This is a genomic window from Vibrio campbellii CAIM 519 = NBRC 15631 = ATCC 25920 (genome assembly GCF_002163755.1).
GTDB classification, from domain to species: Bacteria; Pseudomonadota; Gammaproteobacteria; order Enterobacterales; family Vibrionaceae; genus Vibrio; species Vibrio campbellii.
This window is the reverse complement of record NZ_CP015863.1, coordinates 2,479,063-2,500,527: the sequence shown is the minus strand read 5'-3', so window position 1 is coordinate 2,500,527 and position 21,465 is coordinate 2,479,063. Positions and strand designations below refer to the sequence as shown.

The window sequence follows — 21,465 nt, the reverse complement described above, 5'->3', positions numbered from 1 at the left end:
CAGCGCAATACGTAAGACGCTGAGTCAAAAAGGATTCATAGATGAGCCTAAACTTTCTTGAATTTGAAAAGCCAATTGCAGAACTAGAAGCAAAAATTGAAGCGCTACGCGACGTATCTCGTCACGGTGGTGATTCTGCGGTTGACCTTGATAAAGAAATCGAACAGCTTGAGAAAAAGAGCCTAGAACTTAAGAAGAAAACCTTCAGCAATCTAGGTGCATGGGAAACAGCTCAACTGGCTCGTCACCCTTTACGTCCGTACACACTAGATTACATCAAGCACGCTTTTGATGAATTTGACGAACTAGCGGGTGACCGCGCGTTTGCTGACGACAAAGCGATCGTTGGTGGTATCGCACGTCTTGAAGGTCGCCCAGTGATGATCATTGGTCACCAAAAAGGTCGTGAGACCAAAGAAAAAGTAAAACGTAACTTTGGTATGCCTAAACCAGAAGGCTACCGTAAAGCGCTACGTTTGATGGAAATGGCAGAGCGTTTCAACATGCCTATCATCACTTTCATCGACACGGCAGGTGCATACCCAGGTGTTGGCGCGGAAGAGCGTGGCCAATCTGAAGCTATCGCGACTAACCTTAAAGTGATGTCTGGTCTTAAAGTGCCAGTCATCTGTAACGTTGTTGGTGAAGGCGGTTCAGGCGGTGCACTTGCAATCGGTGTAGGTGACTACGTGAACATGCTTCAGTACTCAACGTACTCAGTAATCTCTCCAGAAGGTTGTGCTTCAATCCTATGGCGTGATTCAGACAAAGCACCACAAGCAGCAGACGCGATGGGTCTAACCGCTCCACGTCTGAAAGAGCTTGAGCTTATCGATGAAATCATCGAAGAGCCACTAGGCGGCGCGCACCGCGACCACGCTCAAATGGCTGCAAACATGAAATCAAACCTGCTTCGCCAGTTAGAAGACCTTGAGCAACTAGACCACGAAACGCTACTAGAGCGTCGTTACCAGCGTCTAATGAACTACGGTTACTGCTAATTACAGCTGCCGCTAGGCACTAGCTGAATTCTCGCAAGATAACAGATAAAATAGAAAGGGTTGGGCATGCGTCCGACCCTTTTTTGTTTCTATCGGATGATTTATGGAATCGCTTTACTCGCAATTTGCTCAAGTTCTTGAGCGTTATTACCAATCAGGCACCAATATTGTCTTGGCGTTTAGTGGTGGGGTAGATTCGCGCTTGTTACTCGAACTGCTTAGTCGTTATCAGAAAGCGTATTCGGTAGACAATCAATCAACAGATTCTCACTCATTCAAGTGTCACGCCGTATACGTGCATCATGGTTTAAGCTCCAACGCGGACGAATGGGCGGGTAAATGTTTAGTGTGGGCTGAGCAAGCGGGAATTACCTGTTCTGTTGAGCGGGTGAGTCTAGACACTAACAGCGGCGAAAGTATCGAGCTGTTGGCTCGAGAAGCGCGTTATCAGGCGTTGGCGAAGCACATCCAGTCCGGTGATTTATTGCTGACAGGTCAACATGCCGATGACCAGGTGGAAACCTTCTTGTTAGCGTTGAAGCGCGGCAGCGGCCCGAAAGGTCTATCTTCAATGGCAGAAAGCATGCCGTTTGCTGGTGGCACTTTGGTCCGTCCGCTATTAGCTATCAAGCGCGAGCAGATTGAGGCCGTAGCGAAGGAGCAAGGGCTAGATTGGGTAGAAGACGAAAGTAATCAAGATACGCGTTACGATCGTAATTTCCTCCGTCATCGTATTACGCCAGAACTTTCTGAACGTTGGCCGAGCATCCATCAAGCGGTGCAGCGCAGTGCGAGTTTGTGCGCGCAGCAAGAAGCTTTGCTGGACGAGTTGCTTAGCGCAGTGTTTGAACGCGCACTACAAAGTGATTTGAGTCTGAGTATTGAAGAGTTAGCGACGCACAGTGAATTGGCTCGTGCGCGATTGGTTCGTATGTGGCTGGCTAAGCTAAATGCCAATATGCCAACGCAAGTTCAGCTCAATTTGATTTGGAATGAGGTCGCGCTGGCGCAGCAAGATGCCAATCCAAAGCTTCAGCTTAAGCAGGGTGAAGTTCGCCGTTTTCAAAATCGCCTGTATTGGGTAACCGAAACGGTTGATGTCACGACTTGGCAAAGTGCCATTCAAACCGATGCTGCTTTGCTGTTGCCCGAGCAGTTGGGAGAGCTCACCTTGAGTACCCGCTCAGAACAAGCCAATATTGCCTTGCCGCCTCATCCTGAGCTATTACGAGTGACGTTTAATCCAGAAGGGCTCTCTGCGCACCCAACCACGCGTAACCATAGCCGTAAGCTGAAGAAATTATTCCAAGAGTACAATGTGCCGAGTTGGCTGCGTCGCCAAATACCGATTCTGATGTACCAAGATCAGGTGGTGGCGGTCGGCGATTTGTTTGTTGATCAAGCCTTCAGTGGTCAAGATTGTGAACTTATCTGGCGCAAGTCGTTGTAATTCATGCAACAATGTCGATTATAAAATATAAAAATCCTTAAATAAGAATCCATTAGGTGAAGCAATGAAGAAAACAATCATGGGCGCAATGGTGGCGCTAACCATGTTAAGTGGGCAAGCTCTGGCGGCAGGTGATGTTGCAGCAGGTCAAGCAAAAGCAGGCGTGTGTGGTGCTTGTCATGGCGCGGATGGTATCGCGGTGATTCCTGGTTACCCAAACCTGAAAGGGCAAAACGAGCAATACATCGCTAGTTCAATCAAGGCTTACAAAGCGGGCCAACGCACGGGCGGTCTAGCGCCAGTGATGCAAGCACAAGCAAATCTGTTGTCTGACGACGATATCGCAAACTTGGCAGCGTACTACGCAAGCTTGAAGTAATAAGCTCGGGTACAAGCCAGATAAAGATTCAAATTAAGCCAGAGCCAAACGCTCTGGCTTTTTCGTTTGGTGCACGTGGGATTGCTGACTTCGCCACTTTGTTACATTCATCCGCAAATAAATTCCACCAGTGTCAGGATTTTCAGGTGCTTGATGATAACAAGGATTGAATGTTGTGAGGTGCTAACCGATAATATGCGCAAACGATTGAAGCTTAAGGGATGAACATGAAAAAGATTGAAGCGATTATCAAGCCATTCAAATTGGATGATGTTCGAGAAGCGTTGGCTGAAGTAGGCATTACAGGGATGACAGTCTCTGAAGTGAAAGGCTTCGGTCGTCAGAAAGGTCACACAGAATTGTACCGTGGTGCAGAGTACATGGTGGATTTCCTGCCTAAAGTGAAGCTAGAAATTGTAGTGACGGAAGACGTTGCAGACAAGTGTGTTGAAACCATCATTGAAACGGCACAAACCGGTAAGATTGGTGACGGTAAGATCTTTGTTACGGATATCGAGCGCGTAGTACGTATCCGTACTGGCGAAGAAGACGAAGACGCGATTTAAGATTTCACTTCATTATGTGGTGAAAATTTGAGTAAGCTAAAAGGGAGCCGCAAATGGCTCCTTTTTTATTATGCGCATTTTATGCGTGCCATTTTTGTCGTTAGGTAGGCCTATGTATCAGCGTTTAGCTTTTGCGTTAGTTTTTCTTATTATCGCCGGATTTGTCAGCTTTCAGGTGATCTTCACGGTGCCAGAGCAACCACAAATCATTACTCAAACAGGAACGAACATTATTCAAGATATTCGCTGTATGGAGTTTAAACAGCCACAGGTGCTCGACAAGGATGGTGAGTTAAATGTCTTGGTGTGGAACATCTACAAACAAAACCGAGACAACTGGCAGCAAGCACTCGATTCATTCTCTGCCAATAAACAACTGCTTTTACTACAAGAAGCAAGCTTAACCGATGAATTCAAAAACTGGCTAGTGGATGGGCACTGGGTCAGTAACCAAGTCAGTGCGTTCAAAGCGCTTGGCAGTGGGGCGGGGGTGATCAGCATTGCGCAGAAAGAACCCATTCGAGCTTGCGCGTATACGTCTAAAGAACCGTGGCTGCGTTTGCCTAAATCCGCGCTGTACAGTAAGTATCAGCTCAGTAACGGTGAAACCTTGGCGGTGGTGAACATTCATGCGATCAACTTTACCGTGGGCACCGAGGAATACACGTCACAGTTGTCTGTATTAGAGAAGGTGCTGAAGGAGCATAAAGGCCCGATTCTGTTTGCAGGGGATTTTAATAGCTGGAGCGAAGAACGCTTAACGGCGATGAAGAAAGCACTGCAAAAAGCCAATTTGCAGGAAGTGGCGTTTAGCCAAGACAACCGCACTCAATTTATTACCGGCTTGCCACTCGATCACGTATTTTATCGAGGTTTGACCCTCAAAAACGCAAAAGCGCCGCAGAGCGACGCTTCCGATCATAATCCATTATTGGTGTCGTTTACGCTTAACGACTAGCGAGGATGGTTTTATCCTCGCTTGAGTAACTTAAGCAATAACGATGTACAACGCCCAAATTAAGTAGAACGCAATCCAAGGTAGGCTCGAAATCACAAGAGCCTGTCCGCGTTCGAACTCTGTCCAAGTCAGAACCACACCATAGCCCAATACAATGTACCAAGGCAGCAGTAACGGCAGTGAGCTAGCAAAGTGCGACCACTCGTTGGTCAAAGGCAGTTTCAACAAACCATTTAGGCTGTTTAAATCCGCCGCGTACGTCATTACCTGACCGTGTTTCAGTAACAGGCTCGCATAGCTTGCGATGTCGCCTAAAACCGCAGGGAACAGGATTGTAGAAGCCGCCGCAAACCATTTCCAGTAGCCGTATTGTTGTTTGCTTGCTTTAGTCGCTAGGAAGAACCACAACGCCAAAAGCAGCAGAGTCGCAAAGCGGTTAAACACATCATTGATGATCGCACTTGCCATCAGCGTGTTTGGTTCCAACAGTTCAATCTGCTTAGGATCGACCTGTTGGAATTGAGCCGTTAATTGTTCACTTAGCCAAGTGAAATCCACATTCGAGAAATAGGCACCCCAGAATAGGAATGGGCTGAGCATCAAAAAGATGAACGGTTGCCACCCCCAGCCTCCACGCTGATACAGCGCTAGGAAGCACGATGTTGGAGAACGGAAAATATCCAACAACATTACAAGCGGGTTACTCGATGGGTTCATACACTTACCTTAGTTACGTCAACATACAACTTAAGCTTCTGACCTGGTTTCAGGTACTTCTGCTTTTGAAGAGAATTCCATTTCACGATGTCGTTGCTCTTCACCTTAAACTTACTCGCAATGCCACTGATGGTATCGCCAGAACGCACGTTATAGAAAACGGTGCGAATGACGGCGCCCTTGTCTGAGTTCTTCCAAATCACCAGCTTTTGGCCAATGCGCAAGGTGTCTTTTGGTCCCATGCCGTTCCATTTCGCCAGAGACTTATGAGAAACCTTGTTCTCTTTTGCGATAGACCACAAGCTCTCACCAGATTGGACAACGTGAGTCAGTTTGAATTGACCGCGAGATTTAGATTGCGTTTTGTTTAGGCGATTTTCCGCAGTAAGTGCGTACTTAGCATCGTCTTTAGTTGACGTTGGGATCATTAGGTACTGACCAACGCGAATGTTGTTGTTGGTTAGGCCGTTAGCACGTTGGATAACTTTGGTTGTCGTACCGTACTTCTGAGCCAATACGCTGAGCGAGTCACCACGCTTCACTTTGTAGCGTGCGACCTTCATGCCTTTACCACGGTTCTTTTTCACCTGAGCAAGGAACTGATCCTTTTTCTCGATAGGAATAAGAAGCTGGTGCGGGCCGTCAGGTGCCGTAGACCATTGGTTGTAAGCCGGGTTGTAACTTTGCAGCTCTTTGACACCAATGTCTGCGTAATCGGCAGCAATCGCTAGGTCCAATTGTTCTTTTGGATCAACCTGAACCAGAACCGGTTTGTTCGGGATTGGTGGAATGTCGATGCCGTATTTGTCTTGGTTCGCAATGATGTCTGCAAGCGCAAGTAGCTTAGGAACGTAACTGCTGGTCTCTTTTGGAAGGTCCAAAGAGAAGAAGTCTGTAGGTTTACCTAGCTTTTTGTTCTTACGAATCGCGCTTGATACACGACCGCCACCACTGTTGTAAGCGGCAATCGCTTGATCCCAGTTACCGTCAAAGCGCTCGCTTTGTTGCTCTAGGTAATCAAGAGCAGCATCTGTCGCTGCGTACACATCACGACGACCGTCGTACCAGTAGTTTTGCTCTAGGCCCATCATCTTGCCGGTACCAGGAACGAACTGCCAAAGACCTGCCGCACTGCCGTGTGAGTACGCGAATGGGTCAAATGAACTCTCTACGATAGGTAGAAGCACCAATTCCATTGGAAGCCCACGTTCTTCAATGCGTTTTGTAATCATGTACAAAAACGGCTGTGCACGCTCAGAAACGGTGCGCAGGTGGTTAGGGTGCTTCAGATACCATTTACGGTAGTAAGCCACTTTCTTGTTGTCTGGGATGTCCATCTCAAGCTGCATGCCGATACGACGCCATACATCTTCTTGTTCCTGAGGAGAAAGGGTTTTCGGCGTCTCTTTAGCAGGTTTCTTTGCTATCGATAGCTTTTTCTTGGAGTCCGCTTGAGCCGCGTCTTGTTTTTCCGCTTGCTCGGACTTATTGGTTTCTGGTGTTGGAGTGTTTGTTGAATCTGACTGTGTCAATTGACAGCCAGAAAGTAGTAACGCCAACGCCCAACTGTACTTTAAACGCATGGATTCAGCCTATCTAGGGCCTGTTTATCTTCTCCTGCCTGTCGCGCAACAATGTGCGTGGCAGTCGCAAGATAATAGACATCTTGTAACACTAACTAAGGGTAGAGGCGGGTTTGCCGCTACTTTATGCGTTTGGGTGAAATTCAAACAGATTTATATCAGCCCCAAACGCAATAGAAGCGCCAGAGGCGCTTCTATGAAAATCAGCCCACGATAATACTTGCGTCGTGTAAGTTTACAAGCAGAAATTGGTTAAAAATCGTTCTTCCACTCGCGTAGAGCTGTAAAAACCGAGCACGGATCGCTATTTTCAATACGGTTCGTGACAGATTGAATCACTTCTGCGTTGGTTGCACGCAAGAATGGGTTGATTAACTTTTCTTTGCGTAGTGTGGTAGGAATGGTTGGAATGTTTAATCCGCGCAGGCGGTTTACATCGTCACGGTACTGGCGCAAGTGCTCATTGTCGGGCTCAACCGCTAGGGCAAAGGCTACGTTACTTGCGGTGTATTCATGTGCACAGAACACTTCCGTCTCTTCAGGCAGCTTCATGATTTTGCTCAGTGACTCGAACATCTGCTCTGGTGTGCCTTCAAAAATACGGCCGCAGCCAGCCGAGAACAGTACGTCGCCACAGAACAATTTACCGTCGCCTACATAGCCAATGTGGCCCAGTGTGTGACCTGGTAAACCGAGCACCATGAAAATTTCACCGAAAAGCTCAAGTTTGTCGCCTTCTTCCATGGCATTAGTTAATGTTGGGATCGGTTCTGCTTTCGGACCTACGACAGAAACATGAGGAAAAGCACGAACTAAATCTGAAACGCCGCCAATGTGATCGTTGTGGTGGTGTGTAATTAAGATCGCTTCTAAAGTTAACTCGTTAGCCTGCAAATATTCTAACACTGGCTTAGCATCGCCCGGATCGACCACGGCACAACGCTTGTCGCTATTTTGTATCAGCCAGATGTAATTATCATTAAATGCGGGTATGCTTTTGATCTCTAACACGATTCGTTCTCCGTCACCCTTTTAATAGTCAGGTGGTTAATGAAACCAGCACTCAGCAACAAAACTTTACAGCACCCGTCAACTTGGTCAGAGATGAACAATGGGCCGTGGGTACTTGAGTCAATCCAAACCCGACTCGATGAATGGTGTCCGAAGTTGTTCGGTTACCACATGCTGAAATTGGGCGGCTTGAGCTGTGAGCTAACCAGCTGTAATTGTAACATTCAACACCAAGTCAACGTAGATATCCAGAACCCGTTGCATAATGTCATCGCAGATGGTTACGAATTACCCTTTTTAGAAAAAAGCTTTGATGTTGTCGTGCTTGCTCATCAGCTTGACTATGCAAGTGATCCCCATCGGCTGCTGCGCGAAGTTGATCGCGTCATGATGGATGATGGTTATCTTATTATTACGGGCTTTAACCCGATTAGTTTCACTGGCTTAGCAAGTTTATTACCTTGGCGCAGAAACAATTTGCCTTGGAGTGGGCGCATGTTCACGGTGAACCGGATTAAAGACTGGTTAGGGATATTGAACTACCAAGTGATTCACTGCGATCGTTACGCATTGTTTCCTATGACGCGTTACAAAACTATGTGGACGTGGCTAGAAAATAGCTTAGGCGATTGGACATCACCGGCAGGGAGTTTGTACTATATCGTGGCTCGTAAACGAACGTACCCTCTCAAACCTATCAAGCCACATTGGCGCTTGAAGAGAAAGTTAACACCACTGGGTGTGATGAACAGAGAGGGCAGTGCGGTGAAAAAGGTCTCAAGCAGTAAAAACTAAGATGCTTGGTAGCCCGTATCTTCTTCGGTTGGGTTTTCCGCGGCTGTGCGTGCTAGCTCATCACAGATTTCATTCTCACGATGGCCTGCGTGGCCCTTAACCCAATGCCAATCTACTTTATGGCGAGCGGTTTCTTTATCCAATGCTTGCCATAAATCGGCATTTTTCACTGGCTTTTTATCTGCCGTTTTCCAGCCACGTTTTTTCCAGTTATGAATCCACTGCGTAATGCCTTGGCGTACGTACTGGCTATCCGTTGTTAACGTCACTTGGCATGGCTCTTTTAGCGTTTGCAATGCCACCACTGCAGCCAACATTTCCATGCGGTTATTGGTCGTCAGCGTGTAGCCTTTCGCTAGGGTCTTTTCCGTTTGCTTGTAACGCAGCACAATGCCGTAACCACCCGGGCCCGGATTGCCTAAACAAGATCCGTCAGTGAAAATCTCAACGTGTTTGGTCATATTTTTGGTACTATTAGCCGAAACATTTAATAAAGCATAGTCTGACACACATAACCTTATGAATACCAGCAGCAATTCTGAACATAATCGTATTGTCGTTCTCGATACCGAAACCACGGGTATGAACCTAGAAGGCGGCCCGCACTACATGGGTCACCGCATCATCGAAATTGGTGCCGTGGAGATCATCAACCGTAAGCTGACTGGTCGTCACTTTCACGTTTACTTAAAGCCTGACCGTGAAATCCAACCAGACGCGATTGGAGTCCACGGTATTACGGATGAATTCTTGGTCGATAAGCCAGAATACTCTGCCGTACACCAAGAGTTTCTAGACTTCATTAAAGGCGCCGAGCTGGTTGCCCACAACGCGCCCTTCGATACCGGCTTCATGGATTACGAGTTTGAAATGCTCAATCCAGGCATCGGTAAGACGGATGATTACTGTAAGGTGACCGATACCCTTGCCATGGCGAAGAAAATCTTCCCGGGCAAGCGAAACAACCTCGACGTATTGTGTGAACGCTATGGCATTGATAACTCACATCGTACTCTCCACGGGGCATTGCTCGATGCGGAGATTCTAGCCGACGTTTACCTCCTAATGACGGGTGGTCAAACAAGCCTAGAATTTAATGCCAATAAAAAAGACGGCGAAGGCGAAGGCATTCGTCGTGTTGAAGGAAGAAAAGCGCTAAAGGTTTTGCGTGCAACTGCCGATGAAGTAGAAGCACACCAGAAAAGACTCGAACTGGTGAACGACAGTATTTGGTAGTAAATAGGAGAGACTATGTTGAGGGCTTTGTCAGTCGCTATTTTAGCGTTCTGGAGTTGTTTCGCGTTTTCCGCGAGCGAGTCCGCCATGTCTTTGTTAGATAACCGCTTTCGTGTCGACCCGACCATCGAGCAAATCACCTTTCTGGTTTATCGTGAACAAAGTTCTCAACCTGTCGTCCTTGTCCGCCCTGATGGTAAAAAATATTACGCATGGGGTACTTACGACAACGTGCGTTGGTATCAAGAACCTTCCCTCGACATTATCTCTGTAGACAAGCCTATGGCGGGCCCTTGGCAGGCTGTCGGAAAAGTCACCCCGAAAAACAACATTCGTCTGATCTCGCACTTAAAGCTCAGCACCGATGTGTTCCCGAATCGCCTTTACCACAACGAAGCACTCAAGTTCACCGCGCGTTTAACCTCAGACGATAAACCGCTGGTATTGAGAGATTTCCTAGACCGCGTCAATTTGCGCGTCACCTTCACTAAGTTTGTGGAGAATGAGGACGAACTGATCAAAGAAGCTCGCCCAGTACCTATGGTGATTGGTGAGTTTGCCGATGATGGCCGCGGTTTGGATGAAAAAGCAGGCGATGGTGTCTTCACTGTTCAATTGCCGATTGACGTTGAGCCGGGCAAATACCGCGCGCGCATTACCTCTGGCAACGGCGTATTTTTGCGAGCACAGGAACAAGTGGTACTGGTTTACCCATCGCCATTCACGCGCACCTTTATTCAATCACGTCATGCAGACCAACCACACCAGCTGGTGGTTAGTGGTGAGCAAGGTATGATTACTCCGGGCTCGATTGCGGTGAATGTAGAGCAAGAAGCGCCAGACGGCTTTATCAGCTATAGCCAAGGTCAAGTGTCTGCTGACGGTACCAAAACCACGCTTGAAATGGATAACGATCCAGAGTTAGGTAAGTACTCATGGCATGGTGAAGTCTTTGCCACAGACCTAGCAACTAAGCGCCCATTAGTCTTCCCAATCAAAGAGCAGTCATTCAGCGTCGTCGATGGAGTGGATCTTGAAGCTGCGCGTTTAGCGAAAGAAGCTGAGGTCGCCGAGCAACGCCGCATCGAAATGGAAAAAAGCATCATCGCCGAGCGCGAAGCCGAGCGTAAGCGCAGCATGATCATCATCGCCATTGGCAACGTGATTGCATTGATTCTAGTGATTCTATTTTGGATCATCTGGAGCAAGCTCAAAGCTAAACGCCAAGCCATGCCAGAGATGCAGCTGGAAGTGCCTAAGAAGTAGGGCGCAAGAATTTATATATGGAACGGAGCCGATTGGCTCCGTTTTACTTTTTTATGGCGCATCTAATTTTGTGACACTCTTGGCGAAGGTTATGAATATCGGTTCGATTTGCAAAATCATTCGTGATATTCACTAAGTGGGTTAAAGCTGATTTGAGTGTGTGAAAGCTTTAAGCTCCAAATCTCAAAGAAGCTAGGTGACTAGGAGGTCTCTGATGAAGTACAAAAAACGTCAGGCATACAAATACAACCTTCATTCCGAAGAACAGATTGAAACCGGTATCACCCTCGCGCAGCCTTTCGATAGCCCGTTTCTGAGTCTATCTGAGCAAGGTTTGTTGACGATTAAGAAAGGCTATTCATGGGATGGGGCGAGTGGGCCAGCGATTGATACTAAAAACATCCTTAAGGCTTCTCTGGTGCATGATGCGTTGTATCAGCTCATGAGGGAGGAAGTATTGCCGCAAAGCAGTCGAGAGCAAGCGGATAGGCTTCTGCGTCAAATATGTCTTGAACATGGTATGTCGAATTTTAGAGCGACGTACATCTATTACGGAGTCAGAGTGTTTGGCGGATGTTTTTCCAAGTCGGATCTTTTATCTGCCTGACACGTGTTTTTTATAAGTTATCTGTTTATTTATACAGTATTGTTTTGTATGCTTCGAGTGTTTCGAAAGGAGTAGTACATAATGACATTAAGATACGAAGAACATGTTCCAAGCCCACAAGAATATTGTGAGATGCGTGTAAAAGCAGGCTTATCCCCAAAATCTTTAAAAGCCGCAGAGATTGGGTTGCCAAACTCGCTTTATGGTGTATCTATCCGAGACGACAAATTGTTGATCGCGATGGGTAGAGTGGTTGGTGATGGCGCATGTAACTTTGAAATTGTGGATGTCGCGGTCGATCCTAGCTATCAAGGAAAAGGCTTAGGAAGGAAAGTGATGGAATACATAGATGGCTACCTGTCGTCAGCAGCGCTAGAAGGCTCTTATGTTTCTATGATTGCGGATGAGCCAGTCTTCTATGAAAAACTTGGATACCGCTTAGTGGCACCAAAAAGTCAGGGTATGACAAAGAAGTTTAAGCCACACGAATAGAAGCCGCGCGATGCCTAAAAATAAACCGTCATTCTAGCGAGCTCCAGCGAGACTAAGAATCTATTGTCAGCGCGCTGGGGCGTTTGTTTCTTCACCCTCTACAGAGTACTCGGCAGTAGGTTCTAGTACGCACACTCAATCACTTCGCTGTTCCTTTGCATATCTATGCTAGACTCACGCCATCAGCTATATGCATGACTTCTCATTTGTTTACCTGAGGGCAGCAATTAGGCTGCTGTATTCTTATTAAAGGCACAAAAATGAGCAAATTAACTTCAGCTGAACGTAAAGCACGTGACAACGAACGTTTCTCGCAACGCGTGAATGAACGCCGTGAAAAAGGTGAAGATGTCGTTGCGTACGCATTAGCGAACAAAAAGGCTGTGAAGTTCCTGACCAAGTCAGAGAAGAAAGCTTTGAACGAACGTAAAGCGACGCTTCAAGAAGAACTTAAGCTGAAAGAGCAGGAAGAACTGCGCAGAATTGAACAGTCGTTTATCGTTGAAGACAATAACGAACATTAAACGCTTCTTTGCTAACACCGTGTTGTGCTTAGCAGAGATTCAATAAAAAACGGGAGCCTCGGCTCCCGTTTGCTTTCCTACTTATCGTTTAAGCGATCATTCACTCAAGCGACGTTTTCCATCTGAGGGTAAAGCGGCTTTGCGGCCAATAGCTCCGGTTCAAAGTCATCCACGTTAATAGTATCTAGACGATGCTGCTCAGCTTCTCTTAACAGCTCCGCTTCTTCTTGCGTGATCACGCCTTGCTCTAGACCTTCTTGGGCAATCGTATCCAAACGTAGGAATGGACGGCGTTTACCTTGCGCTTTACATACTTTGTCAAACACAGGCTCAGCTTGAAGAATCACAGACAGTGCCAACTCAATCTTACCTGCTGCGTTGTGTTCTGTTGGCTCTAGGTACTGACCTCGACCAATACGTGAACGTGTTGCACTTGGCGTTTGTAGAATACGAGCGACTTTGCTGTCTAGCTTATCACTTGGCGCTTTGCGTACACGACCGAATGGCATGATTAACACGCGCAGTGCACGACCAATCACTTTGTTCGGGAAGTTCGCCAGGAACTCATCAATCGCCGCCTCAGTTTGCTTCAAGCTGTCTTGCAAGCCCCAATGCACGAGTGGCAAATCTTCAACAGGACGACCATCTTGCTCAAAGCGTTTTAGCGTAGCAGAGCCAAGGTATAGTTGGCTTAGAATGTCGCCAAGACGTGCTGACAAACGCTCTTTACGTTTCAACGAACCACCCAGTACCGCCATCGAGATATCCGATAACAGAGCAAGGTTTGCGCTGTAACGGTTCAATTGTTGGTAGTAACGCTTGGTTGCGTCTTTGGTTGGCGACGTTGAACCGAGACCATCACTTAGACCAAACCAGATGCTGCGAACGAGGTTACTCATGGTGAAGCTCACGTGACCCGCTAACGCTTTGTCGAACTTCTCAACCGCATCGCCAGCGTCAGAATATGCTGCGTTCATCTCTTCAAGAACGTAAGGGTGACAACGAATCGCGCCCTGACCGAAGATGATCATTGAACGAGTTAGGATGTTCGCACCTTCTACCGTTACCGCAATTGGTGCACCTTGGTAACCACGTGCTAGGAAGTTAGAAGGACCCATACAGATACCTTTACCGCCTACGATGTCCATCGCGTCAATGATGCTCTGTTGACCACGGTGCGTACAGTGGTACTTCACGATAGCCGAGATAACCGAAGGTTTTTCACCTAGGTCGATACCTGCCACGGTTAAGTTGCTCGCTGCATCCATTACGTAGGCGTTACCACCTAGACGTGCTAATGGCTCTTCCACACCTTCCATGTGGCCGATAGGTTGTTTGAACTGACGACGAATGCGTGAGTAAGCGCCTGTTGCCATAGCCGCTGTTTTGATGCCGCCTGTTGAGTTTGAAGGTAGCGTGATACCACGACCAACCGATAGACACTCTACCAGCATACGCCAGCCTTGGCCTGCCATTTTTTCACCACCGATGATGAAGTCCATCGGTACGAAGATGTCTTTACCGCGAGTTGGACCATTTTGGAATGGTACGTTAAGCGGGAAGTGACGGTTGCCAATCTCAACGCCTTTAAGGTCAGTTGGGATCAGAGCACAAGTGATACCAAGATCTTCTTGATCGCCAAGCAGGCCTTCTGGGTCGCGCAGTTTGAATGCAAGACCAAGAACCGTTGCGACAGGTGCTAGAGTGATGTAACGCTTGTTCCAAGTAAGACGCATACCAAGGGCTTCTTCACCTTGCCATTCGCCTTTACACACCACGCCGTAATCTGGAATAGAACCCGCATCTGAACCTGCTTCTGGGCTAGTCAGTGCGAAACATGGGATCTCTTTACCTTCTGCTAGGCGAGGAAGGTAGTAATCTTTTTGTTCTTCAGTACCGTAGTGTTGCAGTAGCTCACCTGGGCCTAATGAGTTAGGTACACCAACGGTTGACGACAGTACGCCAGAGACACCAGTCAGTTTTTGCAGTACTAAAGATTGCGCGTACGCTGAGAATTCTAGGCCACCGTATTTCTTCTTGATGATCATAGCGAAGAATTTGTTGTCTTTCAGGTATTGCCATACTTCTGGTGGTAGATCGGCCAATTCGTGTGTTACTTGGAAATCACTCACCATGGCACACACTTCGTTTACTGGGCCATCTAGGAAGGCTTGCTCTTCTTTGCTCAGCTTAGGCGCTTTAATTGCGTGAAGTTTTTGCCATTCAGGTTTGCCTTTGAATAGCTCGGCTTCCCACCACACTGTACCTGCGTCCAATGCTTCTTTCTCGGTTTGAGACATAGCAGGCAGGACTTTCTTAAACATCACCAGTGCTTTGCGGCTAATGAGGGATTGGCGAATGCCAGAAACCGCGAACACTGCAACGGCAAGAACGTAAAGTGCCCAGCCAATAAAACCAACTGAGCCTGCGATTGTCAGTGCTAGCATGGCAGCAGTTAGCAAGCTGACGGATTTCACGAGTGACATTCTGTGGTAAAGCGTAATGCCTAATACAACTGTCATCGCTACGATTGAGAGCAAGATGTCCATATGTTTTTTCCTTTTCAGACTTTAATTATGTTGTACGTCTGTATTTTGGTAAGAGGTCTAACCAGTACTGTAAGTGTAATCAAAATATTAAATAAATGTAAATTCTGAGGTTGGGCAAAAAGTGATCTAAGTAGAGTTAAAATTCTAAAGTTGAGAGTTGGGTGATGATTTCGTAAGCAAGTTAACAAGTTTATTACCGTGATAAATCCAAATCTGTTGCTTCGCTATCGACACTAATTCTCGTTTGTGGGTAAACTCAGAGTAATGAACTGTCCGGTGTGAATTTCACATCAGAACAATTTGCTAAGCGAGAGGCTCAACCTCACTGCTGTGGCCGAGATAATAAAGAGAACGTCTTATGTACCAAGATCTGATTAGAAGTGAATTAAACGAAGCTGCTGAAGTTCTGAATAAGTTTTTAAGTGATGACCACAACATCGCGCAAATCGAAGCGGCAGCGAAAATGATTGCTGACTCATTCAAGCAAGATGGTAAAGTGTTGTCGTGCGGTAATGGTGGTTCTCACTGTGACTCTATGCACTTTGCAGAAGAGCTAACAGGCCGTTACCGTGAAAACCGTCCAGGTTACGCTGGTATCGCTATTTCAGATCCAAGCCATCTTTCTTGTGTGAGTAACGACTTTGGTTACGATTTCGTATTCTCTCGTTACGTAGAAGCAGTAGGCCGCAAAGGTGACGTTCTGTTTGGTTTGTCGACTTCTGGCAACTCAGGCAACATCCTAAAAGCGATTGAAGCGGCACAAGCGAAAGGCATGAAGACGATTGCGTTAACGGGCAAAGATGGCGGTAAGATGGCTGGTCTTGCTGATATCGAGATCCGCGTACCACACTTTGGCTACGCAGACCGCATTCAAGAAGTGCACATTAAGATCATTCACATCATTATTCAGTTGATAGAAAAAGAGATGGAATAAGATTTACAACTAAGCCAAATGCTGGCTTAGTTGTGTTTTAAGGTAAGGAGTTCGTTAAACCATGTGTGAATTGCTCGGCATGAGCGCAAATGTTCCAACAGATATTTGTTTCAGTTTTACAGGATTGATGCAGCGCGGTGGTCGCACTGGCCCGCATCGTGATGGCTGGGGGATCACTTTCTATGAAGGAAAGGGGTTCCGTACTTTCAAAGATCCCAACCCAAGTTGTGACTCTCAGATTGCTGAATTGGTGCAAAACTACCCGATCAAAAGTCGTGCTGTAGTGAGCCATATTCGTCAAGCTAACCGAGGTGGTGTGAATCTCGAAAACACCCATCCGTTTACGCGTGAGCTTTGGGGGCGTTACTGGACATTTGCACACAATGGTCAACTGACCGATTACCAAGACTTGCACACAGGGCGTCATCGTCCAGTGGGTCAAACGGACAGTGAAATGGCGTTTTGCTGGCTCTTAAAGCAGATGGAAGATAAGTTTCCTGAACCTCCTCAGGATATGGAAGCGGTCTTTATCTATGTTGCAAAGTGCTGCGACAAGCTGAAAGAGAAGGGCGTGTTTAACATGCTGCTCAGCGATGGTGAGTTTGTGATGACTTACTGTACTAACCATCTTTACTGGATCACGCGTCGTGCTCCATTTGGTAAGGCCGCGCTGTTGGATGAAGATGTAGAAATCAACTTCCAAGAAGAGACAACACCAAACGATGTGGTTTCTGTGATTGCGACTCAGCCGTTAACGGGGAATGAGACATGGCATCGCATGAAGCCGGGCGAGTACGGCTTGTTCCATGTTGGTGAATTGGTGCTGAATAACGCTGAAGCGCTAGCGGATGTGCCGTTTGCCGAGTCGAAGCCGGGTAACCAAGCGCCGACCGAACCGTTGGAGTGATGGTTTTTGACGATGAATATCTAAATAAAGCTCGCTTAATCACGAGCTTTATTTTTATGCGTTTTAAACCGAGGGTGGGTACGGATGAGCATTCTTACTTCTTAGCGTGCTGATAGTAGATTCCTAGTCTCGCCAAGGCTCGTTGGAATGGTGTAAGCGATTGAATTGAAATTGATTTTTCTTTGCCTACAGCGTCATTCTGAACGGCGAGGAACGAGTCAGATTCAGAATCTACTATCCGAGTGTTGTATTGCTAAGGTGGTGTCAGGGACTTTGTAGGCAGTTAGTTTTGGTTTCTAGTTTGACAACGGCTTCATTGAACCAAGCTTATAAGATTTAAAATAACAAAAGGCAGCCTGATCGCTGCCTTTTTGCGTTTGGAATTTGGTATTCAGAATTACTCGTCAGCGTAGCCGTGTTCACCAAGCTCAAAACCATCGAGATACGCTTTGCCTTCGGTCATCGATAATCGCCCGTCGACTAACCACTTAGTCACCATTGGGTAGATCTTGTGCTCTTGAGTCTGAACGCGTGCAGCGAGTGCATCGGCATCGTCACCTTCAAATACGGGTACTTTGGCTTGCAGTACCACAGGGCCGCCGTCTAACTCTTCTGTGACAAAGTGTACGCTAGTGCCATGCTCTTTATCGCCTGCATCAATCGCGCGCTGGTGGGTGTGTAAACCCGGATACTTAGGCAATAGAGAAGGGTGGATGTTGATCATTTTACCTAGATAGTGAGAAACAAACGCGCCACTGAGAATACGCATATAACCCGCAAGCACAATCACGTCCGGTTGGTATTCATCGATTTGTTTCATCAGTTCAGCATCAAAGTCTTCACGTGATTCGAATGCTTTTGGATCGACAAAATGCCCATTCACATCAAACTGTTTTGCACGCTCTAAACCATAAGCATCAGCTTTATTGGAGAACACCGCCGCGACTTGTGCATTTGGCATACTGTCTTCGCAAGCTTCCAAGATGGCTTGAAGGTTACTGCCGTTACCCGAAATGAGGACCACTATGTTTTTCATGATGTTGAGACTGCCTTGCTATTGTAGGTTTGAAGTGCGTATCCGCTAAATTACCTACTATTAGAATGGTTTTCGATGTTCCAGATAGCAGAATGAGGACATCGCGTCCTCATTCTTTTTATTTTTTGAGCTTGATTCGCAAGTTATTGGATTTCAACTTGCTCTTCATTGGCTTCTGCTTGAGCTATTTCACCAATTACCCATGCGTTTTCGCCTTCTTCTTTTAGAAGTGCAACTGCTGCGTCCGCTTGGTCTTTTGGTAGTGCCACGACTAGACCAACACCACAGTTGAACGTACGGTACATTTCGTGCGTTTCAACGTTGCCTTTCTCTTGTAGCCATTTGAAGATGATTGGCCATTCCCAGCTGTTACCGTCGATCACGGCTTTAGTGCCTTCTGGCAGTACGCGTGGGATGTTTTCCCAGAAACCACCACCAGTGATGTGAGAAATCGCGTGGATGTCGTGCTTCTCAATCATCTTAAGTGCTGATTTGATGTAAATCTTCGTTGGTTCTAGTAGGTGTTCACCGATAGTACGACCTGCTAGCTCTTCGTTCTTATCTGCGTCAGATACTTCTAGGATCTTACGGATAAGAGAGTAACCGTTTGAGTGTGGACCGCTTGAGCCAACCGCGATAAGTGCATCGCCCGCTGCTACTTTGGTGCCGTCAATTACGTCTTCTTTTTCTACTACGCCAACACAGAAGCCAGCAACGTCGTAGTCTTCGCCTTCGTACATGCCCGGCATTTCCGCCGTTTCGCCACCGATAAGTGCACAGCCTGCTTGAACACAGCCATCAGCGATACCAGAAACTACGTCTGCCGCTGTGTCTACGTCTAGTTTGCCTGTTGCGTAGTAATCTAGGAAGAATAGAGGCTCAGCACCTTGAACGATTAGGTCGTTTACACACATTGCCACTAGGTCAACGCCGATAGTGTCATGCTTGTTCATATCCAGCGCTAGGCGAAGTTTTGTACCTACACCATCAGTACCAGAAACCAGTACAGGTTGTTTGTATTTTGTCGGCAATTCACACAATGCGCCAAAACCGCCGATACCACCCATCACTTCAGGGCGACGAGTACGCTTAACCGCACCTTTAATACGATCTACAAGCGCGTTGCCTGCATCAATATCTACACCAGCGTCTTTATAGCTAAGAGAAGAGTTGTTACCACTCACAGGGAAGTCCTCGGTTTTTAAGTTGGATATGAAAACGGCACTATTCTACCAGTGGTTAAATACAGATAGCAAACGTTTGCGTCGGTTTTTTTCTTTAGTGAACTATCCTGATATCCCTGCAAAAATCATGTATAATCTGAAGGTTTGTTTAAATATTGCCAATAAAGCCGGAGATGGAAATGAAAGTTGTTGAAGTTAAACACCCTCTAGTGAAACACAAAATCGGTCTAATGCGAGAAGGTGACATCAGCACGAAGCGTTTTCGTGAGTTAGCGACAGAAGTCGGTAGCCTACTTACTTACGAAGCGACTGCAGACTTTGAAACAGAGAAAGTAACCATTGAAGGTTGGAATGGTCCTGTAGAAGTTGACCAAATCAAGGGTAAGAAAGTAACAGTAGTGCCAATCCTGCGTGCAGGTCTAGGTATGATGGACGGCGTTCTTGAGCACATGCCAAGCGCACGTATCAGTGTTGTAGGTATCTACCGTGATGAAGAAACACTTGAGCCAGTACCATACTTCAACAAGCTTGCTTCTAACATCGATGAGCGTATTGCTCTAGTTGTTGACCCAATGCTTGCAACAGGTGGTTCTATGATCGCAACAATCGATCTTCTAAAAGAGAAAGGTTGTCAGGCAATCAAGATTCTTGTTCTTGTAGCGGCTCCTGAAGGTATCGAAGCACTAGAAAAAGCGCACCCAGATGTTGAGCTATACACAGCGGCAATCGATGAGAAGCTAAACGACAAAGGTTACATTGTTCCTGGTCTTGGTGATGCAGGTGACAAGATCTTCGGTACTCAATAAGCATTATTGTTTTTACTGAATTCAAAAATAAAGGCTTGGTGAAAACCAAGCCTTTTTTGTCTCTGCTATTTGAAAGTTAGCTACGAGATGCGAGATCAGGAAGGGCGACTTAAATCAATCAAGCCGCACCATACTTACTTCGCGTTGTCTTCTTCCATCTGTGTATTATCTACCACGTGGTTTTCACCAAGGTCGTTTGGTAGCACTAGATTAAGAATGATTGCAACGATACCACATAGGCTTACACCTTGTAGGCTGAACTCGCCAATGCCGAAAGCCATACCGCCGATACCAAATACTAGCGTTACCGCTACGATCACTAGGTTACGTGATTTGTGCAGGTCAACTTTGTTCTTAATCAGTGTGTTTAGACCAACGGTTGCGATAGAGCCAAACAGTAGAATCATGATGCCGCCCATTACTGGAACTGGAATCGTTTGAAGAATCGCGCCAAGCTTGCCGACTAGAGCAAGGACGATCGCTGTAATAGCTGCCCATGTCATGATCACTGGGTTGAATGCTTTCGTTAGCATTACCGCACCGGTTACCTCGCTGTAAGTGGTGTTTGGTGGCGCGCCAACCATAGAGGCCGCAATTGTTGCTACCCCGTCACCTGCGATGGTGCGGTGCAGACCTGGTTTCTTCAGGTAGTTTTTACCCGTCACGTTTGAAATCGCTAGCATGTCACCCACGTGCTCTACTGCTGGAGCGATAGCCACTGGGATCATGAATAAGATCGCATTGATGTTGAACTCTGGTGCGGTGAAGTTTGGCATTGCTAGCCAAGCCGCTTGCGCTACCGGAGTGAAATCCACAACGCCATAGAATAGAGAAACAGAGTAACCTGCCAAGATACCGCCAACGATAGGAACCAGCTTTAGGAAGCCTTTCGCAAACACGCTCAGCGCAATCGTTGTTAGCAGTGATACTGCTGAGATGATAACTGCCGCATCGCCATTGATAAGCTGCACTGCGCCGTCACCAGTTTTACCTACTGCCATGTTTACTGCCGTAGGTGCCAGACCAAGGCCAATCACCATGATAACTGGGCCAACCACAACGGGTGGCAGAATCTTATGGATGAAGCCAACACCGCGTACTTTGATCATTGCGCCAAGAGCCACATAAACCAAACCTGCAGCCATCAAGCCACCCATGGTTGCACCGATACCCCAAGTTTGGATACCGAACATAATAGGAGCAATAAACGCAAAAGAAGAGGCAAGGAAGATTGGGACAGAACGTTTAGTAGTCAGTTGGAAAAGAAGGGTACCCACACCAGCACCAAATAGCGCAACGTTTGGGTCAAGGCCAGTCAGTAGTGGTACCAGCACGAGAGCACCAAAAGCGACAAAGAGCATCTGAGCGCCTTGTAACGCATTTTTCATAATTATTTCCTATTCAGAGATACGCAGACAAATCCGCGGAATATTATCACTACGGCAATCGATTGCAATGTTACTT

The 21,465-nt window shown here is 46.9% G+C and carries 22 protein-coding genes; 14 read left to right on the top strand and 8 right to left on the bottom strand.

Going from position 1 to position 21,465, the window contains the following annotated elements; genetic code table 11:
* Nucleotides 1-41 precede the first annotated feature (41 nt).
* From accA to A8140_RS11990, 5 genes are all read left to right on the top strand, one after another.
* Nucleotides 42-1,001 carry an acetyl-CoA carboxylase carboxyl transferase subunit alpha gene (accA, locus tag A8140_RS12010; protein WP_005529344.1) on the top strand — a complete coding sequence of 320 codons (960 nt, stop codon included), beginning with the start codon at nucleotides 42-44 and terminating at the stop codon, nucleotides 999-1,001.
* A 103-nt stretch (nucleotides 1,002-1,104) separates the two neighbouring features.
* Nucleotides 1,105-2,451 (top strand): tRNA lysidine(34) synthetase TilS, encoded by a 1,347-nt coding sequence (tilS, locus tag A8140_RS12005; RefSeq protein WP_005529342.1) that lies wholly within the window; start codon nucleotides 1,105-1,107, stop codon nucleotides 2,449-2,451.
* 64 nt (nucleotides 2,452-2,515) lie between these two features.
* Nucleotides 2,516-2,830: a c-type cytochrome gene (locus A8140_RS12000; protein WP_005529340.1), complete on the top strand. Its 315-nt coding sequence runs from the start codon at nucleotides 2,516-2,518 to the stop codon at nucleotides 2,828-2,830.
* Between the two features lie 227 nt (nucleotides 2,831-3,057).
* The gene (glnB, locus tag A8140_RS11995; protein ID WP_005380372.1) at nucleotides 3,058-3,396 is read left to right on the top strand and encodes a nitrogen regulatory protein P-II; all 339 of its coding nucleotides are present in this window, start codon (nucleotides 3,058-3,060) and stop codon (nucleotides 3,394-3,396) included.
* Nucleotides 3,397-3,508: 112 nt separating this feature from the next.
* Nucleotides 3,509-4,354, top strand: coding sequence for an endonuclease/exonuclease/phosphatase family protein (locus tag A8140_RS11990; RefSeq protein ID WP_005529338.1), 846 nt, complete (start codon nucleotides 3,509-3,511; stop codon nucleotides 4,352-4,354).
* Nucleotides 4,355-4,384: 30 nt separating this feature from the next.
* On the opposite strand, the gene A8140_RS11985 is transcribed toward A8140_RS11990, so the two are convergent.
* The 3 genes from A8140_RS11985 to gloB form a co-directional block, all read right to left on the bottom strand.
* On the bottom strand, nucleotides 4,385-5,071 hold the full coding sequence (locus A8140_RS11985) for a YIP1 family protein (protein ID WP_005529336.1): 687 nt from the start codon (nucleotides 5,069-5,071) through the stop codon (nucleotides 4,385-4,387).
* Complete coding sequence (locus tag A8140_RS11980; RefSeq protein ID WP_005529335.1) at nucleotides 5,068-6,654, bottom strand: lytic transglycosylase; 1,587 nt, start codon at nucleotides 6,652-6,654, stop codon at nucleotides 5,068-5,070. The genes A8140_RS11985 and A8140_RS11980 overlap by 4 nt, the downstream gene beginning before the upstream one ends.
* Before the next feature lie 252 nt (nucleotides 6,655-6,906).
* Complete coding sequence (gloB, locus tag A8140_RS11975) at nucleotides 6,907-7,665, bottom strand: hydroxyacylglutathione hydrolase (protein WP_005529333.1); 759 nt, start codon at nucleotides 7,663-7,665, stop codon at nucleotides 6,907-6,909.
* Nucleotides 7,666-7,704: 39 nt separating this feature from the next.
* On the opposite strand from gloB, the gene A8140_RS11970 reads away from it, so the two are divergent.
* Nucleotides 7,705-8,460, top strand: coding sequence for a class I SAM-dependent methyltransferase (locus A8140_RS11970; RefSeq protein WP_038862723.1), 756 nt, complete (start codon nucleotides 7,705-7,707; stop codon nucleotides 8,458-8,460).
* Here the strand turns inward: A8140_RS11970 and rnhA are convergent.
* Nucleotides 8,457-8,921: a ribonuclease HI gene (rnhA, locus tag A8140_RS11965; RefSeq protein WP_005533940.1), complete on the bottom strand. Its 465-nt coding sequence runs from the start codon at nucleotides 8,919-8,921 to the stop codon at nucleotides 8,457-8,459. The genes A8140_RS11970 and rnhA overlap by 4 nt on opposite strands.
* A 58-nt stretch (nucleotides 8,922-8,979) precedes the next feature.
* Between rnhA and dnaQ the strand changes: the two genes are divergently transcribed.
* The 5 genes from dnaQ (at nucleotide 8,980) to A8140_RS11940 (ending at nucleotide 12,585) form a co-directional block, all read left to right on the top strand.
* Nucleotides 8,980-9,696: a DNA polymerase III subunit epsilon gene (gene dnaQ / locus A8140_RS11960; RefSeq protein WP_005533941.1), complete on the top strand. Its 717-nt coding sequence runs from the start codon at nucleotides 8,980-8,982 to the stop codon at nucleotides 9,694-9,696.
* Between the two features lie 15 nt (nucleotides 9,697-9,711).
* Nucleotides 9,712-10,962: a TIGR03503 family protein gene (locus A8140_RS11955; protein ID WP_005533943.1), complete on the top strand. Its 1,251-nt coding sequence runs from the start codon at nucleotides 9,712-9,714 to the stop codon at nucleotides 10,960-10,962.
* Between the two features lie 214 nt (nucleotides 10,963-11,176).
* Nucleotides 11,177-11,569 (top strand): DUF1353 domain-containing protein, encoded by a 393-nt coding sequence (locus A8140_RS11950; protein ID WP_005533946.1) that lies wholly within the window; start codon nucleotides 11,177-11,179, stop codon nucleotides 11,567-11,569.
* 81 nt (nucleotides 11,570-11,650) lie between these two features.
* Nucleotides 11,651-12,061 carry a GNAT family N-acetyltransferase gene (locus A8140_RS11945; protein WP_005533948.1) on the top strand — a complete coding sequence of 137 codons (411 nt, stop codon included), beginning with the start codon at nucleotides 11,651-11,653 and terminating at the stop codon, nucleotides 12,059-12,061.
* A gap of 260 nt (nucleotides 12,062-12,321) precedes the next feature.
* Nucleotides 12,322-12,585, top strand: a complete 264-nt coding sequence (locus tag A8140_RS11940; RefSeq protein WP_005533950.1) for a hypothetical protein — start codon at nucleotides 12,322-12,324, stop codon at nucleotides 12,583-12,585.
* A 104-nt stretch (nucleotides 12,586-12,689) separates the two neighbouring features.
* On the opposite strand, the gene fadE is transcribed toward A8140_RS11940, so the two are convergent.
* A complete protein-coding gene (gene fadE / locus A8140_RS11935) occupies nucleotides 12,690-15,134 on the bottom strand; it encodes an acyl-CoA dehydrogenase FadE (protein WP_005533953.1) in 2,445 nt (814 codons plus the stop codon).
* Nucleotides 15,135-15,492: 358 nt separating this feature from the next.
* Here fadE and lpcA point away from each other — a divergent pair, with 358 nt between their 5' ends.
* Together lpcA and A8140_RS11925 are read left to right on the top strand one after the other, a co-directional pair.
* Nucleotides 15,493-16,068 carry a D-sedoheptulose 7-phosphate isomerase gene (gene lpcA, locus A8140_RS11930; RefSeq protein WP_005436835.1) on the top strand — a complete coding sequence of 192 codons (576 nt, stop codon included), beginning with the start codon at nucleotides 15,493-15,495 and terminating at the stop codon, nucleotides 16,066-16,068.
* Nucleotides 16,069-16,129: 61 nt separating this feature from the next.
* Nucleotides 16,130-16,975: a class II glutamine amidotransferase gene (locus A8140_RS11925; RefSeq protein WP_005533955.1), complete on the top strand. Its 846-nt coding sequence runs from the start codon at nucleotides 16,130-16,132 to the stop codon at nucleotides 16,973-16,975.
* Between the two features lie 397 nt (nucleotides 16,976-17,372).
* On the opposite strand, the gene purN is transcribed toward A8140_RS11925, so the two are convergent.
* Both purN and purM read right to left on the bottom strand, forming a co-directional pair.
* Complete coding sequence (gene purN, locus A8140_RS11920; protein ID WP_005533957.1) at nucleotides 17,373-18,011, bottom strand: phosphoribosylglycinamide formyltransferase; 639 nt, start codon at nucleotides 18,009-18,011, stop codon at nucleotides 17,373-17,375.
* 143 nt (nucleotides 18,012-18,154) lie between these two features.
* Nucleotides 18,155-19,195: a phosphoribosylformylglycinamidine cyclo-ligase gene (gene purM, locus A8140_RS11915; RefSeq protein ID WP_005533959.1), complete on the bottom strand. Its 1,041-nt coding sequence runs from the start codon at nucleotides 19,193-19,195 to the stop codon at nucleotides 18,155-18,157.
* Between the two features lie 179 nt (nucleotides 19,196-19,374).
* Between purM and upp the strand changes: the two genes are divergently transcribed.
* On the top strand, nucleotides 19,375-20,001 hold the full coding sequence (upp, locus tag A8140_RS11910; protein ID WP_005533963.1) for a uracil phosphoribosyltransferase: 627 nt from the start codon (nucleotides 19,375-19,377) through the stop codon (nucleotides 19,999-20,001).
* 134 nt (nucleotides 20,002-20,135) lie between these two features.
* Here the strand turns inward: upp and A8140_RS11905 are convergent, their stop codons facing one another.
* Complete coding sequence (locus tag A8140_RS11905; protein ID WP_005533964.1) at nucleotides 20,136-21,389, bottom strand: uracil-xanthine permease family protein; 1,254 nt, start codon at nucleotides 21,387-21,389, stop codon at nucleotides 20,136-20,138.
* Between the last annotated feature and the right edge of the window lie 76 nt (nucleotides 21,390-21,465).

Excerpts from the sequence above, each read along its gene's own strand:
- A8140_RS11950 (WP_005533946.1), top strand. The coding sequence starts at position 11,177 with ATGAAGTACAAAAAACGTCAGGCATACAAATACAACCTTCATTCCGAA.
- lpcA (WP_005436835.1), top strand. The coding sequence starts at position 15,493 with ATGTACCAAGATCTGATTAGAAGTGAATTAAACGAAGCTGCTGAAGTT.
- dnaQ (WP_005533941.1), top strand. The coding sequence starts at position 8,980 with ATGAATACCAGCAGCAATTCTGAACATAATCGTATTGTCGTTCTCGAT.
- A8140_RS11980 (WP_005529335.1), bottom strand. The coding sequence starts at position 6,654 with ATGCGTTTAAAGTACAGTTGGGCGTTGGCGTTACTACTTTCTGGCTGT.
- A8140_RS11955 (WP_005533943.1), top strand. The coding sequence starts at position 9,712 with ATGTTGAGGGCTTTGTCAGTCGCTATTTTAGCGTTCTGGAGTTGTTTC.
- A8140_RS11940 (WP_005533950.1), top strand. The coding sequence starts at position 12,322 with ATGAGCAAATTAACTTCAGCTGAACGTAAAGCACGTGACAACGAACGT.
- tilS (WP_005529342.1), top strand. The coding sequence starts at position 1,105 with ATGGAATCGCTTTACTCGCAATTTGCTCAAGTTCTTGAGCGTTATTAC.
- upp (WP_005533963.1), top strand. The coding sequence starts at position 19,375 with ATGAAAGTTGTTGAAGTTAAACACCCTCTAGTGAAACACAAAATCGGT.
- A8140_RS11925 (WP_005533955.1), top strand. The coding sequence starts at position 16,130 with ATGTGTGAATTGCTCGGCATGAGCGCAAATGTTCCAACAGATATTTGT.
- A8140_RS11905 (WP_005533964.1), bottom strand. The coding sequence starts at position 21,389 with ATGAAAAATGCGTTACAAGGCGCTCAGATGCTCTTTGTCGCTTTTGGT.
- rnhA (WP_005533940.1), bottom strand. The coding sequence starts at position 8,921 with ATGACCAAACACGTTGAGATTTTCACTGACGGATCTTGTTTAGGCAAT.
- A8140_RS12000 (WP_005529340.1), top strand. The coding sequence starts at position 2,516 with ATGAAGAAAACAATCATGGGCGCAATGGTGGCGCTAACCATGTTAAGT.
- A8140_RS11970 (WP_038862723.1), top strand. The coding sequence starts at position 7,705 with ATGAAACCAGCACTCAGCAACAAAACTTTACAGCACCCGTCAACTTGG.
- accA (WP_005529344.1), top strand. The coding sequence starts at position 42 with ATGAGCCTAAACTTTCTTGAATTTGAAAAGCCAATTGCAGAACTAGAA.
- A8140_RS11945 (WP_005533948.1), top strand. The coding sequence starts at position 11,651 with ATGACATTAAGATACGAAGAACATGTTCCAAGCCCACAAGAATATTGT.
- glnB (WP_005380372.1), top strand. The coding sequence starts at position 3,058 with ATGAAAAAGATTGAAGCGATTATCAAGCCATTCAAATTGGATGATGTT.
- purN (WP_005533957.1), bottom strand. The coding sequence starts at position 18,011 with ATGAAAAACATAGTGGTCCTCATTTCGGGTAACGGCAGTAACCTTCAA.
- A8140_RS11985 (WP_005529336.1), bottom strand. The coding sequence starts at position 5,071 with ATGAACCCATCGAGTAACCCGCTTGTAATGTTGTTGGATATTTTCCGT.
- fadE (WP_005533953.1), bottom strand. The coding sequence starts at position 15,134 with ATGGACATCTTGCTCTCAATCGTAGCGATGACAGTTGTATTAGGCATT.
- A8140_RS11990 (WP_005529338.1), top strand. The coding sequence starts at position 3,509 with ATGTATCAGCGTTTAGCTTTTGCGTTAGTTTTTCTTATTATCGCCGGA.